Genomic DNA, 14631 nt, shown 5'->3' with positions numbered 1-14631 from the left:
AGTCCTCGGCTCCGTCGACCAGATCACCATCCGCGACACCCTCGCAGCCCCGTTCGGAGCCTGGCAGGTCGGCGACGACGTTTACGTCCGCGTCCACAACGCGTGGGTCGACTACGTCGGCTGGCGCCGCATCACCGGCTGGACCATCAAGCCCGACGCCCCTGGCGGACCGCAGGCCGTCATCACCCTCAAGCCCGCCGACGCTTACAAATACGGAGGAGTCTCATGACCGACCTCGGCGCCATCGTTGCCAAGCTGCAGAAGGACGTAGCCGCTCTCCAGCGGGAGTCCCGGCTGTCGTCCGCGTCCCTGGACAACGCGGCTCTGCAAGTCCGCGACGACAGCGGATCCCTGCGCGCCCTCGTCGGGCAGCAGGGCGACGGCACCACCGCCGTCAACATCGTCAACGGGCCACCGCCGCCCACCCCGTCCGTCCCGACCGTCGCGCCCGCCCTCGCAGGGCTGGCCGTCACCTGGGACGGCACCTTCGCCAATACCGTGGCCGCCCCTCTCGACTGGATGCGGTGCGAAGTCCACGTCGGAGCCACCGCCGGGTTCACCCCGTCGCAGGGGACACTGCGGGACACGATCGAGTCACCGCAGGGCGGCATGGTCACCATCCCGCTCCCGTACACGGAATGGTTCGTGAAGCTCCGGTCGCGGACCAGTAGCGGAGCCGCGTCCGCCGCCACCACAGGGGTGTCCGGGACGCCGCGGAAGGCCGCCACCACGGACCTGACGGCGGGCATTGTCACCGCCGACCTCATCGCAGTCGACGCCCTCACCGGCAAGACCATCACCGGCGGCACGATCAACGGAACAACCATCACCGGTGGCACCGTCACTGGCTCCACCGTGCAAACCGCCACCACCGGTAAACGCATCGCGCTGCTTCCCGACGGCACGATGGCCCTCTACTCCGGCCGCACAGGCGGAGAGACACCTGGCAGCCTTGAGTCCGGCATCAATTCCGACGGTGAGATGCAGCTCGGATACCTCGTCCTCAAGCCGCCGACGCACGGGCCGACCCCGCCTGAGATCACCCTTGCGGTCGGCCCGTCCGGCGAACAGCAGTGGTACGCGGGCCCCCTCACTCTCCTCGCTGAAGGAGGGAACGGGTACACCTACATCGCAGGTGACGTTTCCGTCACCGGGCGCCTCGCGGTAACGAACACCGCATACGAGACCTACACGCCGACCGTCGGGAACGCCGGAACAGCCACCTGGTCTACCCGCGACGGCTGGTACTACAAGCTCGGAACCATGGTCTTCTTCCAGGCATACCTGGTCGCTTCCGCCGCCGGGTCCGGCACCACCGGAATCACGATCTCCCTCCCCAGCACGCCTTGGCGCGGTTCAGCGAACCGGCGCCAGTACTTCGGCATCTACGCCGGAGGCATCGCAGCAGGCACCAACTCCGCTGTCGGCGGCCACGCCGTTGGCCTTATCCAGCCCGACGGTTCTGGGGCTCAACTCGACCAGGTGCGAGGAGCCACCGACATTCAGCTCCGCGGCAACAACATTGGTGCGACCAGCACGTTCACCATCAACGGCTGGTACCGGGAGGCGTAGCCCCGAGCAGGGGCAACACCGGACCCGCACACCCGTACGCTGACTCATAGGGCGACCCTCCGCCCCGCATCACCCCCGAGGGACTGCCACCCGGCTCCGGCCGGCGCAGCACACCAGCCATCAGCTCTGGGCGCGGGGACAGTGCAGGAGAACGGGCGAATGCCCACCGATCTCACGATCCGTACGTACGACGCGGCCCCGCACCTGGGCAGACACCAGGTGCTGGACCCGCGCAGCCTCGCGTACCGGCGCCCGTACGACGGGCAGCCGCTCCGCGCCACGGCGTGGGAGCCGCGGATCCCCGTCCTCGACCAGACCAACCTCCTGTCCCAGGGCATTCACACCGCACAGTCGTACGGCCTCGAGGCCGATGTCGACGCCTTGTCGTCGTGCACCGGCAACGCGGCCACCGCGCTCCTGTCGATCCTCCTCACCCCCGAACAGGCCTACGCCGCCTCCCTGAACACAGCCGATGCCGCCGAGGCCGAGCACTTCGCGATCGGCCTGTACGCCGACGCCACCAGCTGCGACCAGTGGTCAGATATGGCCTGGCCCACGCAGGACGTCGGGTCGTCCGGTCTCGGTGTCGCCAAGGCCATGCGGGCGCGCGGCCTCATCGATCAGTACGGGCACGCCACCACCGCTGAAGAGCTGTGCACGCTCCTGCAGTCCGGCCCCGTCCTGATGGGCATGCCGTGGTTCAGCGGCTTCTCGGACCCGGGCCCGGACGGGTTCATCGACGCCGACCCCGACTGGGCCACCTCCCCGATCGAGGGCGGACACGAGGTCTGCCTCACCGCCCTCGACGACGTCGCCGTCCAGGACGGGGCGCTGATCCCCGACCACACCGTCCTGCGCTTCCGCCAGTCCTGGGGCGCTTCCTGGGGAGACCACGGCGACGGCCGGCTCCGCCTATCCACCTACCTGGCCCTACGTGACCAGATCGACCTTATCCAGCCCCGCCGAGACGGAGTCCTCCTGTGACCCTCTTCCACGTCGCGGTCGACCGCGTAGACCCTGGCATCCTCAACTCGATCACCACCTATCTCGGCACCGTCGATCAGGCGCATGTCGACGAAGTCCGCGCGATCGCGGGCCTCGATGCGTCCGGGCGCCACATCGTGGAGCACCCCCGCCAGGACGGAGCGTTCTGCGTCCTGCGTGACGACGGCGACCTCGACGTGTACGTCCCGGTCGACGCCCCCGAGTTCCGGGTGTACCCGCCCGACCCGGACGCGAAGACCAGCAGTGCCGAGGGCCTGCCTCGTGGAGCATCCGGCCCTGCGTACATCGACGGTGCCGTTCTCTTCGGTGCCCAGTCCATTGGCGGCGCCATGGACACCCCAGGCAACCCGCCCCGCGCCGTCTGGCACACCACCGAGTCCCCGGCAGGCGCCGACTACTTCACATCGATCGCCGCCTACCTCATCCGGGTGGGCGCCGAGCCGCAGGTCATCTACGACCCCGTGTCCGACAGGATCGGCCAGTTCGGGCCACTGAACCTCAGTGGCCGTGCACTGAAGAACGACGGCTCTCGGCGCACCAACCGCGAGGGCAAGGCGTGCATCCAGGTCGAGGTACTCGGCCGCGCCGCCTCCCCGTGGACGAAGAGCTTCGACCCGGCCGACAAGCCGAACTACCGCAAGCTGCTCGCCGCGATGCGCGCCCACGGCATCCCCGACCTCTGGCCGGCCGGGAGCCCGCCGCCGTCGTCGGCTGCCGCGGTCAAGGCCGGGCGGGACCGTGCGACGTGGCAGACCAAGGGCGGCCACTACGCCCACGCCCAGGTCCCCGGCAACGACCACTGGGATCCGGGCGCGATCGACACCGGCATCGTCCCGGGTAAGTCGACCGACTCGGGATCTGGGTCTGGCGGCGGTTCGTCAACCGGCGGGTCCTCGAGCACCACGACGTACACAGTGAAGAAGGGCGACACCCTGTCCGCCATCGCCACCGCGTACGAGACGACCGTCGCCGCCCTGGTGAAGCTCAACGGGCTCAAGAACCCGGACAAGCTGAGTGTCGGCCAGAAGCTGAAGGTCCCTGGTGCGGCGTCGAATCCGAAGGCCCCGCAGTACGAGCCGTTCCCTGGCGAGGGGTTCTTCCACGGCGGCCGGCACAGCCCGATCATCACCGCTCTCGGCCGCCGCCTCGTTGTCCTCGGGTTCGGAAGGCACTACACCAGCGGGCCCGGCCCGGACTGGACGAATGCCGACAAGCGCAACGTCCGGGACTTCCAGCTGTCGCGGGCCGACCTCAGGGGCGACGCCGACGGCATTCCCGGCCCGAAGACCTGGGCAGCGCTCAAGGTCCCGAAGTCCTGACTCACCCCTGACACCCGTCTCATCTCTTATCAAGGAGAACCCTCGTGAAGATCATCGGCCGTGAGCCTGCTGCGCTCCTCGGACTCGTTGCTGTCGTCGTGAAGCTCGTCGCCGCGTTCGGCATCGAGGTGTCCGGTGAGCAGCAGGCTGTCATCAACGCGGTCGCCGCCGCTGCAGTCGGTCTCACCCTCGCCGTCATGGCGTCCGACGGTGTCGGCGCCGCCCTCGTCGGCTTCATCCAGGCCGCCGTCGCTCTCGCGGTCGGCTTCGGGCTGGACTGGTCCGCGGAGCAGCAGGCCGTCGTCCTGTCCGTGGCCGCCGCGGTCGTCGCGATGTGGGACCGCACCCAGATCACCGCACCCGTACCGGCAGAGGCCCCCGAGGCCGCCCTGCCGCACTGATCGACGAAGCGCGTGCAGTTACCCGCAGAGGAGAAGCCCCGTGCCCGCTGAGCTGATGGGTATCAACGTCGCCCAAGGCGGTGCCGTTGCTCTCCTCACCCTCGTGGTCCTCATGGTCCTCACCGGGCGCCTCGTGCCCCGGCGAACCTACGACGACCTGCTGAAAGAGCGCGACACCTGGAGAGAGGCCCACACCGAGTCCGAAGCTGCGCGGGCTTCGGAGCGGGCCCAGACCCAGGAGCTGTTGGAGCTGTCCCGGACGTCGGCGCATGCGCTGCAGGCGCTGCCACGGATGGGGTTCGAGGAGGAAACGGAGGTGGATGTCCGGTGAGGCGGTTGTTCCGGTGGCTGCTCTGGCCGTCTGCCTCTCCTGAGGGGCAGGAGGCTGCCGAGTCCGCGCTGCGACGGGCTCAGGCAGACCGGCGAGAGGCCGAGGAACGACAGCCCGCCGTGTCCGAAGCGGCAGGCATCCTGCGGGATTTCCGGCAGGAGAACCACTTCGCAGCGCGGTTCCGCGCATCCATTGAGGGGAGATCGGCGTGAGCATCGCGCAGATCCTCAACCTGGCGGCCAGTGGCCTGGTCGCCGTCACCGCGGCCGCGTTCATCATCACGTACCAGCTGCTCGCCCCGTGGCGCCGCACCATCATGGGCTGGCATCTCATGCTGTTCACCGGGGCGATCGGCTGCCTCGGCCTGTACACCATCGTCGTCACCATCACGGGGCTGGACGGCACACCGGCCATGGTCCTGCGGTACGCCCGCACCGTGATTCTGCTGTTCGTCGCGGGGCTGATCGTGCAGCGGACGTGGATGGTGTGGGCCGCCCAGCACCCCGACCACCAGCCCGACCGCACCCGAGAGACCACGACCGCCGATGGTGGCGGGCCCGGCAAGGAGGAGACGCGATGACGACGGTCACCGGCAAGGTCATCGGCGGTACTCCGGCCCGGACCGAGGTGACGTGCACTCTGGTTGACGTCACGGGGGAGCGGGCGGTCGGGTATGTCGCGGACGCGCGGGCGGAGATCGTGCGCCCGGTGACTGTGCGCCCGCAGTCGGACGGTACTTGGTCGGCGGAACTCGTCCCGAACGCGCTCGTCGACTCCACGGCCGGGGACACGGTGTGGGCGGTGATGGAGGGCCGGTCCCTGGACGGTACCCCGGTGATGACGTACATCCTGGTCCCGGAGACGCCTGGTCCGCACTGGATGGGCGACCTGCGCGTCGACCTGGGGGACGCCCCGACCGGCGGCTCCACCATCGTGTACGTGCCGGGCCCTGCAGGACCAGCAGGTCCGGAAGGCGCCCAAGGCCCTGCCGGACCGACCGGCGCTACCGGCCCGCAGCCCGCACTCGGCGCGACCGGCGCCGGAGCCACCATCGCCCTGAAGTCCACGGACCCCAGCACGACAAATGCCCGCACCCCGACCGCGCATGCGGCCAGCCACCGTGCCGGGGGCAGTGACGTACTCACCGCGGCAGACGTCGGCGCCGACCAGGCCGGGGCCGCCACGACCGCCGTGTCCGCCCACGTCACAGCAGCAGACCCGCACGGTGACCGCGCCTACGCCGACAACAAACTCGCCAAAGCGTCGAACCTCTCCGACCTCGCATCGGCGGCAACGGCCCGAACCAACCTGGGCCTGGGCAGCGCCGCCACGCAGCCGGCATCGGCGTTCGACGCCGCGGGGGCCGCAGCCGCAGCCCAGACCGCGGCCATCAGCGCTGCCGCTACCGACGCGTCGGGGAAGGCGAACTCGGCACAGTCCGCAGCAATCTCGGCCGCAGCGTCCGACGCCACCACGAAGGCCGACGCCGCCCGCGCCGCGGCCGTGAGCACCGCTGCCGCAGACGCGACGACGAAGGCGGGCAACGCGCAGACGGCCGCGATCAGCACGGCCGCGGCGGACGCCACCACGAAAGCGAACAACGCACAGACGGCAGCTGTCTCCGCAGCCGCCACGAGCGCCGCCACCCTGTACCTGCCGAACGCGATCCAGACCGTCGACCAGTACTTCGCCGGCGCGACCGCGGCCGACCCGCGGTTCTTCGCGCACCGCGGCGGCGGCATGGTCCGCCCGGAGCACACCCTGGCCGCCTACCGGGCCAGTGCTGCGCAGGGCTTCCCGCTCGAGGTGTCCGTGAACGTCGACGCGTCCGGTGAGCTGTGGTGCATCCATGACATGACGATGGACCGCACCACGTACCGCACCGGCAACGTGAACACGTACACGACGGAGGAGATCGGGCAGCAGGTCCTGACCAACGGCCGCGTCATGCTCGGGCCCGGGTGGACGGATCAGCCGATGGTGCCCCTGAGGCAGGTGCTGGATGAGTTCCTCGGGCGGGTCATCATCCTGCTGGAGGCCAAGGGCAACGACGCCGTCGTCCCCCTGGAGAACCTCCTGTCGACGTACTACCCGCACGCCCCGCGTTCGGTGGTCTGGAAGGCCCACATCGGGACGGCGTCGCTGCCGTGGGCGAAAGCGGCCGGGTACCGGACCTGGGTCTACCTGGACTCGGGCACGACGGACGCCACGATGGACGGCAAGGACTCCATGGTCGACTACTGGGGTGTCCAGACCACGTTCACCGACACCCGGATCCAGCAGGTCGTCGCCCGCGGGAAGCCCGTCTTCTGCTGGCCTGTCTACCGGCGCTCCCAGGTCGCACGCCTCACCGGGCTCGGCGTCGTCGGCATCATGGCGTCCGACCCCCGGTACGGGTACCTGGGCCTGTCGAACGGGTCGGTCACCGATGTGGCCACGAGGCCGTATTGGAGGAACCTCGTGATCACGCAGCTCTGACCTGCGGTGGTGTCCTATAGAAATGCACCAAAAATAAGGTGATCTTGCTCGCGTGAGCGCTCCGCCTGGGCTCAGCCCTCTCGGTCGCCTCTGCTCGTCCGGGTGAACAACCCGCAGCAGCGGAACCGGTCTTAGCCCCCGGCCCTTGTACGGGTGTGAGACCGATCGATGCTGTGCATGTGTCCGAGCCGGGCCTGGTCGTGGTGGAGGTGGTGGCCGGCGACGAGGAGACCGCCTTGGCTGCGGTCGCGGAACTGGGTGAGTGGTGGGCGACGTCGGGCCCGTCCGCACCATGGCGGGCCAGGCGAACCAGGGGTACGGGTACGGACGTACGCGCACACCCGCACCCTTGCGTCCTCCGACGAGGGGCTGCCGTAGGCTGACGCGACGGTGCCCCGCCTGCTTACCTCAGGCGGGGCACCAGTGCTGTCTGGTTCACTTCTCGTCGGTGCGGTCGGCGGCGCGCATGCGGTCAAGCAGCGCGGCTGTCACGTCCGGGCCCGTGCCACCCGGGGTGCCGATCTCGATGGGCTCCTCCCACCCGCGGACGAACACTGAGACCGACAGGAACTCGTCCCGTACGGCTTGGATGTCGGCGACTCGAACACATGAGGCTCCGTCCACCCAGATGAATCCCGGGGGAGCCTCCGGTAGGGAGGTGAAGTTGGTGTCGGCCATGGTCGTGGTCCTCACTGCTCGGTGGTGGGGGCAATCCCGATCCAGTCCCCAGGCCAGCCAGGGCGGTTGATCGGGAGTTTCTCTTTGGTGACCTCGTCGGAGAGGTTCAAGGGAAGTCCCATGGTGTGGGCTTCTTCCAGCATGCGGGCGTAGTTGGTGTCTTCGGCGAGGTAGCCGACCGGGCCTTCGCTGGTGGTGACGCAGACGATTGCGAAGTCTCGGTCGGCCGGCCAGTTCGGCAGCCCGACCAACTCTGCCATCCAGCTGACATTGTCCTCGCCGATTTCCTCGGCGGTGGCGTATTCCACGTGAGACAGGCGTGCGGTGAGCATGGTCGTGGTCCTCACTTCTCGGTGGCGCGGTCGGCGAGCCGGGCGAGCGCGGCCTTGGCGTCGGAGGCATCTCCAACAAGCCCGCCCCCAGGCCCGTACGCGACCGGCATCTGTCCGGCCTGGTCAGGGATCAGGATGGAGCCGATGAACGCGTCGTCAGTGGGCTGGTCGCCCTTGAACAGCCACAGGTAGGCGACGCCGAACGCGTCGGTGCCGATGGCGGTGGTGTGGCCGGGCGGGGTGTCGTCGTCGGTGCCGTGCCAGTTGATGGTGCAGTGCTGCGTAAGAAACTTGGCGGGCATTGCGTCCTCACTTCTCGGTGGCGGACTTCTTGGGGATGGGGCTGTTGATCGCGTCTCCGAGCGCCTGGAACGAGTCGACGGCCTCGTTGATGTCGCGCGGGTCGAAAGGGCCGGAGTCGTCGGTCTTCTTGATGGCGGTGTGGAAGATCTGCACGAGGTCGTCCGGCATGCGGTAGCCGACGACCTTGCCGAAGCCCGGCCCCTGGGCCTCGATGGGGGACTGCATGTTCTCCGGCCACTCACCGCGCCTGAAGCCCCGGCGCAGTGCGCGGCTGAGAGCGGCGCTGTGTCCTCGGAGGCTGGAGTTCTCGTCGTCGCGGAGTTCGTCGGCGGGCACGTACCCGTCGCGGGTTACGGCTTCCCTGACGATGCGTCGGGCTCGGGCCGGGAGGCACCGGTAGTAGCTCTCCGCTCGCTCCACGGTCCACGTTGCGTCCAGTTCGACGGTGGCAGCGTGCTCGGCAAGGAGGGCCAGGAGGCGGTCCTGGAAGTCTCCAGTGGGTTGGTCGATCGTGACGGTGATCTTCATCAGTGCTCCCGTTACAACTAACGAGGATGAACGTTGGCCTTACGTGAGAGACGGTACAGCACCCCGACTCGTCTGTCAGCCGTTAACTCACGTTAGATGCAGGGAGGTTGACGAGCAGGGGGATTGGTACATCATCGTCCCAACTCACCCGCCACACCTGGCGCGCAGAGCATGCGGCGCCCTACCGTAGAGGCGTCCGCTTCTCCTGAGGCTGGCTCCAACTGGTTCGAGAGCGCGGTTCCGCAGAAGCAGTCCCTTTGGCGAGGGTGCGGGACCGCGCTTCGTGGTGTTCAAGGCTCGCGGCGCCTACGCCTTCTCGCGCCTCTTCTTCCTGGGATGACCCGGCTCGCCTGCGCGCTATGGCCGCCTACCCGGATCGACACCAGAGAAGCCAGACGGAACGATTCGAGATCACCCACCTATAATTTCCCTTGTACGTCAGTGCTTGCCTGAGAAGGGATCTACGTGTCGTCGGTCTGCCCCACCCCGAAGAAGAGAAGCTACGCATCCAGGAGCGAGGCGTTCGCCGGAGCCGCGACCTCTGGCGTGAAGCTGGGGCCATACCTCTGCATGTGCGGACAGTGGCATCTGACTATGCGCCCGACGGCGGCAGAGGACTACGACGAGCAGGAAGTGAACCGTGTGCGCGCTCTGCCGGACGAGGAGTTCGTTCAGCTGGTGTTCGCCGAAACCCGCAGCGTGGTGGATCCGCCGACGGCAGCCGCCCTGCGCGCGCCGTCTGTCCTCCGGCGCTGGGACGATGCTCTCAAGCTGATCCTGGGCACTGTGCAGTCCGGTCTCGACAAGGTACGCGGGGTACAGGAGCCGCAAGCGGTAGAGCAGCGGAACAAGCTGGCCCGTAGAGAGCATCTGGTGCGCACCCGCTTGATGGAGACCAAGCGGCTAAAGCGCGAGCAGCATGAGGTGTGGGTTTACGAGGGCAAGGTCAACCAGGAGCGCAACAAGCAGCAGCGGAATACGGCCGGAGACGCGGCGATCCAGCGGCTCATCGACGCTCACCCGGAGGAGTACCGAAAGCTTCTGGACGAAGAGCGACGGAACTGGAAGAGCAGTCCCGCAGACTCTGCGGAGTGGGCGGAATGACAGAGCGCGACGTGGAGGTGGTCGACGCCGAGCTGGTGGACGACGGCCACCTGCCCGCCGTAGTCGAACCGCGCCCGGCCGCACGCCCGTTGGTGGACCGGCACACGATCCTCATGCCCGGCGAGGGCCTGCCCACCGAGGCCGACGCCCCCACCTACACCGAACGCGACCTGTACGTCTCCGAGCGGACCAAGGTGCGGCTGGAGAAGCACTCCGCGCCGAAGAACACCAGCGTCAACTACAAGGCCCAGCGCGGCATTTTCGAACGGTGGTGTACGGAGCAGGGTCGTGTTGCCCGCCCGTGCACCACCGCCACGTACGTCGAGTACGTCGCCCACCTCATCGAGCTCGGCCGGTCCCCGAACGCCATCAACGCCGCCATGTCCGCCATCCGCACCTGGATGCCCGAGGACAAAAAGCCCGGCACGAGACAGGCCCGGGGCATGCTCAACGAGTACAAGAAGGCGTGGGCGAAGCGCACTGCCGTCCGTAAGGCGCCCCCGGTCACCGACGAACTGCTGCGGGCCATGGTCGCCACGTGCGACCTGCGCACCCCGGCAGGGCTTCGCGACCGGTGCATGCTCCTCCTCGGCCGCGGAGCCCTCAACCGCCGCATTGAACTCGCTGACCTGTCCATTGCCGATGTCGCAGTCGACAACGACTTCGTCACCCTCCACATCCGGTCGTCCAAGACCGACCAGGAAGCCAAGGGCGAGCACACCGACATCCCAGCCGACGACGACCCGCTCCTCGACCCCGTGGCGGCCGTACGGGACTGGCTCACCGCCCTCCACTACCTCGGCGTCCGCGAAGGGGCGTTCTTCCGGGCCCTCACCTCCCGCGGCACCCTGCAGAACCGGGCCGCCGCCACGGAGCGGGGCGACTACGTCACCGGTGACGCCATCAACGACTGGGTCCGCAGCCGGGCCCACAAGGCCGGGGCAAAGAACTGGCAGCAGATCACCGCACACGGGCTACGCCGCGGTGGCGCCCAGGCCATCGCGGACGCCGGCGGTGACCCGACGAAGCAGGGCCGGTGGAAGGCGGGCTCGGCGGTGGTGAAGCGTGAATACCTGGACCGCGCCCAGTCCAGGGCGGAGAATCCATGGCTGAAGGTGCAGGCGAAGCGCCGCGCCGCAGCAGAGGAGCAAGGGTGACCTCAAAGCCGTACAGCGCGTCGTCCGTGCGGCAGTTGGCTGCTCTGGTCGAGCGGATCGCGCCGCGGGATCCGGCCCGGTGGGATGGTCGGCAGCGGGTGCCGGGGGCGGGCGGTGTGCTGATCCAGGTGTCCCGCCAGCGCGCGGATCAGCTGTGGATGGTCGTCGGGATGATGGACCGGGCGGTGCAGCAGACGGAGGTCGTCGGCCCGGTGGGGCGGGTGGCCCGGAAGCTGTTCACGTGGCAGGTCTTGGAAGCGTTCTGGGAGTTGGCGGTGGCCGGCGAGCTGCGTGCTCGCGCACGGGATCGGGGTGTTCCTCTGCCTGTGGCGACGCAGCGGGTGGTTCGCGACTGCCTTGCGCTTCTGGCCGGGGTCGTGTTGCCGGGCAAGGATGTTCGACTGCCGGTGGTGACAGCCCCGGACGCGCGGGCTACGACGACTCCTGTGCAGGAGCTGAAGCTGTTCCGGTTCTTGGTGGACTTGGCGGGGCAGGTCCCGGTCGGTCATGACGGGCAGTCCAAGCAGGTGAACGCGGATTACCGGGTTCGGTTGCTGGCGGTGACGGCTGTGGTGCTGGATACGCGGTCGCGGCTGGGTGAGCTGGCGGCGATGCGGGTGGCGGATCTGGGGGAGGGGTTGGAGTCGGTGCGGGTGCGGCGCCGGCAGCAGAACGGGGCTCATTTGGAGCCGGTGGAGGTGCTGTTGCCGCTGCAGGAGGGGACGCGGGTGGCGCTGCGTCGGTGGTTGGAGGTGCGGGAGCGGTTGGTGTACTCGCTGGAGGGGGCGGCGACGGCGTTGTGGGTGTCGGTGGCGGCTTCGAATCGGGGGGAGCCGCCGGGGATTCCGTTGAGTGCGCAGTCGTTGGGGGCGTCGTATGTGCGGGGTGTGCGGCAGTTGAATGGGGCGATGGCGGGGGCTCCGGGGTGGGAGCCGTTGCCGGCCCGGTTGGAGGGGTTGCGGCGGGCGCTGATTCCGGAGGCGGAGGAGGAGGTGCGCAGGGTGCGGGCCGAGCGTGAGGCGGCGGAGCGCCCGGTTGTTCCTTTGGGGCGTCCGCCGGGGCCGGTGCGGCATGGGTGTGAGTCGGGGTACACGAACTCGGTGTGCGGGTGCGCTGATTGTGCGGCAGCTTCGCGGAAGGGTCGGGCGGCCCGGCGCAGGAGGGCGACTTTGACCGTGTCCCGCGCCCGGCCGGAGTAACTGACCGGGCGGGGGACTGCTGATGGTCGTACGGTCGGGCGTGGGTGCCTGGACAGGACGGTGCCCCTGGGATGGCCCTGCGGTCACTTCGCACGTTCCGCAGGGCCACCCCCTTTTGTCAGGTCAAAGCAGCGAGAAGTGACTGATGGCCAGCTTCGTGACGGCGGCGGTCGCGAGCATGGTGATGACCTTCCACGGGATCTTGCCTACGCGGACGTGGAAGCTGCGGGCCCTGAACTCGATGTCCGGCCGGGACTCTTCTTCCTGCTTCGCGCGCTGCTGTCGGGCTGTGGTGCGCTTGCTCATGGGTGTCCTTCGGTGCTTGTGCCACACGGGGTGTGTGGCGTGTGGCAGCACTTTGGAGCAGCGGGGGGTTAGCCGCGCAAGTCGCTTCTGACCTGCGGTTTTGTCGGATCGTGCGCGCGTTATCACGTCAGGGGGTTAGCGGCGCAAGCCCTACTTGTATGGTCGCGGGTGCGCGGAGCGTGACAGGGGGTCAGGTTCCGGGGAGCGGGTCCTGGTCGACGTGGTGCTCGGGCGCCGGCTGGGGGTGTCGGTTGGGGTCGCAGGTCTCGCCGTAGCCGTTCATGCGTGACTCGGGTCGGGTGAGAGGGCGTCCGCAGCGTCGGCAGTACCGGTGCCGGTAGCCGGTCGGGGTGTCGACGAGGGTCGGCTGGTGCGCGTCTCGGTCCATGGGGTCAGTGTCCTGGTTGTGAAGTTCGCTGGTAGCGCGGCGAGTCGGCGGGATACACTGCGTGTGCGCGTTCACTATGACTTGAAAGGCCACCGCCCGTCAGGGCGGTGGCCTTCTGCGTTCTACTCGTCAGATCGGATCCGGACCAGGTCCAGTTCCACTCCTGCATCCAGCGCATCGGCGATGGCTACCTGGTGAAGATGACGGCCACAGGTAAACAGCCAGTTCCTTTCCAGCGAGTCACCCTTCTGTCGCACCTTCCAGGTGGGCGGTGTGACGCAGGGGCGGCTGGAGTTGCACTTCGGGTGGATCGTCACAGGCTTGCCCATATGGAGCTCCTAGGCGGCGAGGGTGGTGTCGGTGCGGGTGACGCGCGGGAGGTAGTCGCGGCCGAGTTCACGGGCGATGAGCTGTGCGGGGCTACGGACCACGATGACGTGTCCGGCGGGGGTTGTTGCCTCCGGTCGGTCGAGGACGAAGCCGATCCGATGCAGCGAGTACGCCTTGATCTGGTCCACGTAGAAGGAGCGGGCGTCGCCGCGGAGGCGGCAGCCGGCGCGGAGCTGGATGCGGCCGGACTTGGTGGTGCGGATGTCCCATGGCTCCACGGTTCGGACCGTCTCCGTGCCGTCGGCGTCTACGTAGGTGATGGTGATGGCGTTCTGGCGGTCGAGGGCCCGGTAGAGGTCGGCCAGTGTGCGGGTGGTCGGCTGCTTCGCGGTGTGCTTCACGGTGTCCCCCTTGGTGCGGTGTGGTCCCCACAGTAGCCGTAACCCATTGCACTAGCAAGAGGTTATGCGTATGCTGGTTCCACCGGGACGCACCACCCCCGGAAAACCCGCAGGCCATACCCCATGGCGCCTGCAATAGAAAAGGGAGGACACTGGCGTGGTCAACGCCCCCACCACGCGCCCGACGACCCGACGGTCCGATCGGCGCCCGCCGAAAGGACCCACCACCGTGGCCCGCACCCCCACCAGCCCCGCCCGCACGATCCGCGCCCGGCTCGCCGCCGCCAGCGCGAAGCTCACCGAGGCCGGCTCCCCCGACCTGGCGGCCGCAGTCGACGAGGTCCTCGCCCCGAACGGGTGGGGCCTGCTGCGCCGCACCGAAGAGAACGCCGACACCAACCCGAACCTTGCGATCTTCATGAACAAGGAGATCCGCGAATCCCTCAAGGCCAAGGCGGAGGCGAAGGGCACCACGCTGACCGCGGACGTCACCGAGGCGTTCCGGAAGTTCGTGGCCGGCGAGTTCGTGCCAGACGCCCCGATCCGCTCCCGCCGCAACTCCGGCGCCGAGAAGGGCAACCTGAACGTCCGCCCGGACGCCGACCTGCTGCAGCAGGTGAAGGACCTCGCCGAGCAGAAGTCCGCCGAGTACGGGTGGACGGTCACGCCGGCCCGGGTCGCGTCCGCGTACCTGATGCGCAAGTACCGAATCTCTGAGGCCGCTCAGGCCAAGTAGGCCGGCGGGCGGGGCGGCCTGGGCGCCGACAACCGGGCCGCCGCACCGCCCCCACAGGACAAC

At 68.7% G+C, this 14631-nt stretch carries 20 protein-coding genes and 1 pseudogene; 13 read left to right on the top strand and 8 right to left on the bottom strand.

Annotated elements, in window-relative coordinates; genetic code table 11:
- The 9 genes and pseudogenes from AB0L71_RS28620 to AB0L71_RS28580 all read left to right on the top strand — a co-directional run.
- Positions 1-229: pseudogene (locus AB0L71_RS28620) on the top strand (hypothetical protein); the annotation flags it as partial.
- The gene (locus tag AB0L71_RS28615) at positions 226-1572 is read left to right on the top strand and encodes a hypothetical protein (protein ID WP_365248285.1); all 1347 of its coding nucleotides are present in this window, start codon (positions 226-228) and stop codon (positions 1570-1572) included. The pseudogene AB0L71_RS28620 and the gene AB0L71_RS28615, both read left to right, overlap by 4 nt.
- 159 nt (positions 1573-1731) lie before the next feature.
- Positions 1732-2556 carry a hypothetical protein gene (locus tag AB0L71_RS28610; RefSeq protein WP_365248284.1) on the top strand — a complete coding sequence of 275 codons (825 nt, stop codon included), beginning with the start codon at positions 1732-1734 and terminating at the stop codon, positions 2554-2556.
- Positions 2553-3896, top strand: coding sequence for a peptidoglycan-binding protein (locus AB0L71_RS28605; RefSeq protein WP_365248282.1), 1344 nt, complete (start codon positions 2553-2555; stop codon positions 3894-3896). Before AB0L71_RS28610 ends, AB0L71_RS28605 begins: the two co-directional genes overlap by 4 nt.
- Before the next feature lie 44 nt (positions 3897-3940).
- Positions 3941-4297 (top strand): hypothetical protein, encoded by a 357-nt coding sequence (locus tag AB0L71_RS28600; protein ID WP_365248278.1) that lies wholly within the window; start codon positions 3941-3943, stop codon positions 4295-4297.
- A gap of 40 nt (positions 4298-4337) precedes the next feature.
- Positions 4338-4628, top strand: a complete 291-nt coding sequence (locus AB0L71_RS28595; RefSeq protein ID WP_365248276.1) for a hypothetical protein — start codon at positions 4338-4340, stop codon at positions 4626-4628.
- Between the two features lie 208 nt (positions 4629-4836).
- Positions 4837-5208 (top strand): hypothetical protein, encoded by a 372-nt coding sequence (locus tag AB0L71_RS28590; RefSeq protein WP_365248274.1) that lies wholly within the window; start codon positions 4837-4839, stop codon positions 5206-5208.
- A complete protein-coding gene (locus AB0L71_RS28585; RefSeq protein WP_365248272.1) occupies positions 5205-7106 on the top strand; it encodes a glycerophosphodiester phosphodiesterase family protein in 1902 nt (633 codons plus the stop codon). The genes AB0L71_RS28590 and AB0L71_RS28585 overlap by 4 nt, the downstream gene beginning before the upstream one ends.
- Positions 7107-7261: 155 nt before the next feature.
- A complete protein-coding gene (locus AB0L71_RS28580; RefSeq protein WP_365248270.1) occupies positions 7262-7489 on the top strand; it encodes a DUF6207 family protein in 228 nt (75 codons plus the stop codon).
- A gap of 52 nt (positions 7490-7541) precedes the next feature.
- Here AB0L71_RS28580 and AB0L71_RS28575 read toward each other — a convergent pair whose 3' ends face one another.
- From AB0L71_RS28575 to AB0L71_RS28560, 4 genes are read right to left on the bottom strand one after another with little or no spacing between them, the layout of a single operon-like run.
- Positions 7542-7784, bottom strand: coding sequence for a hypothetical protein (locus AB0L71_RS28575; RefSeq protein ID WP_365248268.1), 243 nt, complete (start codon positions 7782-7784; stop codon positions 7542-7544).
- Positions 7785-7795: 11 nt separating this feature from the next.
- On the bottom strand, positions 7796-8116 hold the full coding sequence (locus AB0L71_RS28570) for a hypothetical protein (RefSeq protein WP_365248266.1): 321 nt from the start codon (positions 8114-8116) through the stop codon (positions 7796-7798).
- A gap of 11 nt (positions 8117-8127) precedes the next feature.
- Entirely contained in the window at positions 8128-8418 is a 291-nt protein-coding gene (locus AB0L71_RS28565) for a hypothetical protein (protein ID WP_365248264.1), read from the bottom strand.
- Between the two features lie 7 nt (positions 8419-8425).
- Complete coding sequence (locus AB0L71_RS28560) at positions 8426-8947, bottom strand: hypothetical protein (protein ID WP_365248262.1); 522 nt, start codon at positions 8945-8947, stop codon at positions 8426-8428.
- Between the two features lie 594 nt (positions 8948-9541).
- Between AB0L71_RS28560 and AB0L71_RS28555 the strand changes: the two genes are divergently transcribed.
- From AB0L71_RS28555 to AB0L71_RS28545, 3 genes are read left to right on the top strand one after another with little or no spacing between them, the layout of a single operon-like run.
- Complete coding sequence (locus AB0L71_RS28555) at positions 9542-10051, top strand: hypothetical protein (RefSeq protein WP_365248260.1); 510 nt, start codon at positions 9542-9544, stop codon at positions 10049-10051.
- Positions 10048-11208, top strand: a complete 1161-nt coding sequence (locus AB0L71_RS28550) for a tyrosine-type recombinase/integrase (protein ID WP_365248258.1) — start codon at positions 10048-10050, stop codon at positions 11206-11208. The genes AB0L71_RS28555 and AB0L71_RS28550 overlap by 4 nt, the downstream gene beginning before the upstream one ends.
- Complete coding sequence (locus tag AB0L71_RS28545) at positions 11205-12407, top strand: hypothetical protein (protein ID WP_365248256.1); 1203 nt, start codon at positions 11205-11207, stop codon at positions 12405-12407. The genes AB0L71_RS28550 and AB0L71_RS28545 overlap by 4 nt, the downstream gene beginning before the upstream one ends.
- A 123-nt stretch (positions 12408-12530) precedes the next feature.
- Here AB0L71_RS28545 and AB0L71_RS28540 read toward each other — a convergent pair whose 3' ends face one another.
- From AB0L71_RS28540 to AB0L71_RS28525, 4 genes are all read right to left on the bottom strand, one after another.
- Positions 12531-12713, bottom strand: a complete 183-nt coding sequence (locus AB0L71_RS28540; RefSeq protein ID WP_365248254.1) for a hypothetical protein — start codon at positions 12711-12713, stop codon at positions 12531-12533.
- A 190-nt stretch (positions 12714-12903) separates the two neighbouring features.
- Positions 12904-13101 (bottom strand): DUF6011 domain-containing protein, encoded by a 198-nt coding sequence (locus AB0L71_RS28535; protein ID WP_365248252.1) that lies wholly within the window; start codon positions 13099-13101, stop codon positions 12904-12906.
- 122 nt (positions 13102-13223) lie between these two features.
- A complete protein-coding gene (locus AB0L71_RS28530; RefSeq protein WP_365248250.1) occupies positions 13224-13430 on the bottom strand; it encodes a hypothetical protein in 207 nt (68 codons plus the stop codon).
- Positions 13431-13439: 9 nt separating this feature from the next.
- Positions 13440-13832: a WYL domain-containing protein gene (locus AB0L71_RS28525; protein WP_365248248.1), complete on the bottom strand. Its 393-nt coding sequence runs from the start codon at positions 13830-13832 to the stop codon at positions 13440-13442.
- Between the two features lie 229 nt (positions 13833-14061).
- Between AB0L71_RS28525 and AB0L71_RS28520 the strand changes: the two genes are divergently transcribed.
- Positions 14062-14568, top strand: a complete 507-nt coding sequence (locus AB0L71_RS28520; protein ID WP_365248246.1) for a hypothetical protein — start codon at positions 14062-14064, stop codon at positions 14566-14568.
- Positions 14569-14631 lie beyond the last annotated feature (63 nt).

It is taken from the genome of Streptomyces sp. NPDC052052 (assembly GCF_040680455.1).
Taxonomy (GTDB): Bacteria; Actinomycetota; Actinomycetes; order Streptomycetales; family Streptomycetaceae; genus Streptomyces.
This window is presented reverse-complemented; position numbering and strand designations above follow the sequence as displayed.

Bases quoted from the DNA above. Each gene is read 5' to 3' on its own strand.
- AB0L71_RS28560 (WP_365248262.1), bottom strand. From the start codon at position 8,947: ATGAAGATCACCGTCACGATCGACCAACCCACTGGAGACTTCCAGGAC.
- AB0L71_RS28585 (WP_365248272.1), top strand. From the start codon at position 5,205: ATGACGACGGTCACCGGCAAGGTCATCGGCGGTACTCCGGCCCGGACC.
- AB0L71_RS28565 (WP_365248264.1), bottom strand. From the start codon at position 8,418: ATGCCCGCCAAGTTTCTTACGCAGCACTGCACCATCAACTGGCACGGC.
- AB0L71_RS28530 (WP_365248250.1), bottom strand. From the start codon at position 13,430: ATGGGCAAGCCTGTGACGATCCACCCGAAGTGCAACTCCAGCCGCCCC.
- AB0L71_RS28615 (WP_365248285.1), top strand. From the start codon at position 226: ATGACCGACCTCGGCGCCATCGTTGCCAAGCTGCAGAAGGACGTAGCC.
- AB0L71_RS28555 (WP_365248260.1), top strand. From the start codon at position 9,542: ATGCGCCCGACGGCGGCAGAGGACTACGACGAGCAGGAAGTGAACCGT.
- AB0L71_RS28535 (WP_365248252.1), bottom strand. From the start codon at position 13,101: ATGGACCGAGACGCGCACCAGCCGACCCTCGTCGACACCCCGACCGGC.
- AB0L71_RS28575 (WP_365248268.1), bottom strand. From the start codon at position 7,784: ATGGCCGACACCAACTTCACCTCCCTACCGGAGGCTCCCCCGGGATTC.
- AB0L71_RS28550 (WP_365248258.1), top strand. From the start codon at position 10,048: ATGACAGAGCGCGACGTGGAGGTGGTCGACGCCGAGCTGGTGGACGAC.
- AB0L71_RS28610 (WP_365248284.1), top strand. From the start codon at position 1,732: ATGCCCACCGATCTCACGATCCGTACGTACGACGCGGCCCCGCACCTG.
- AB0L71_RS28540 (WP_365248254.1), bottom strand. From the start codon at position 12,713: ATGAGCAAGCGCACCACAGCCCGACAGCAGCGCGCGAAGCAGGAAGAA.
- AB0L71_RS28570 (WP_365248266.1), bottom strand. From the start codon at position 8,116: ATGCTCACCGCACGCCTGTCTCACGTGGAATACGCCACCGCCGAGGAA.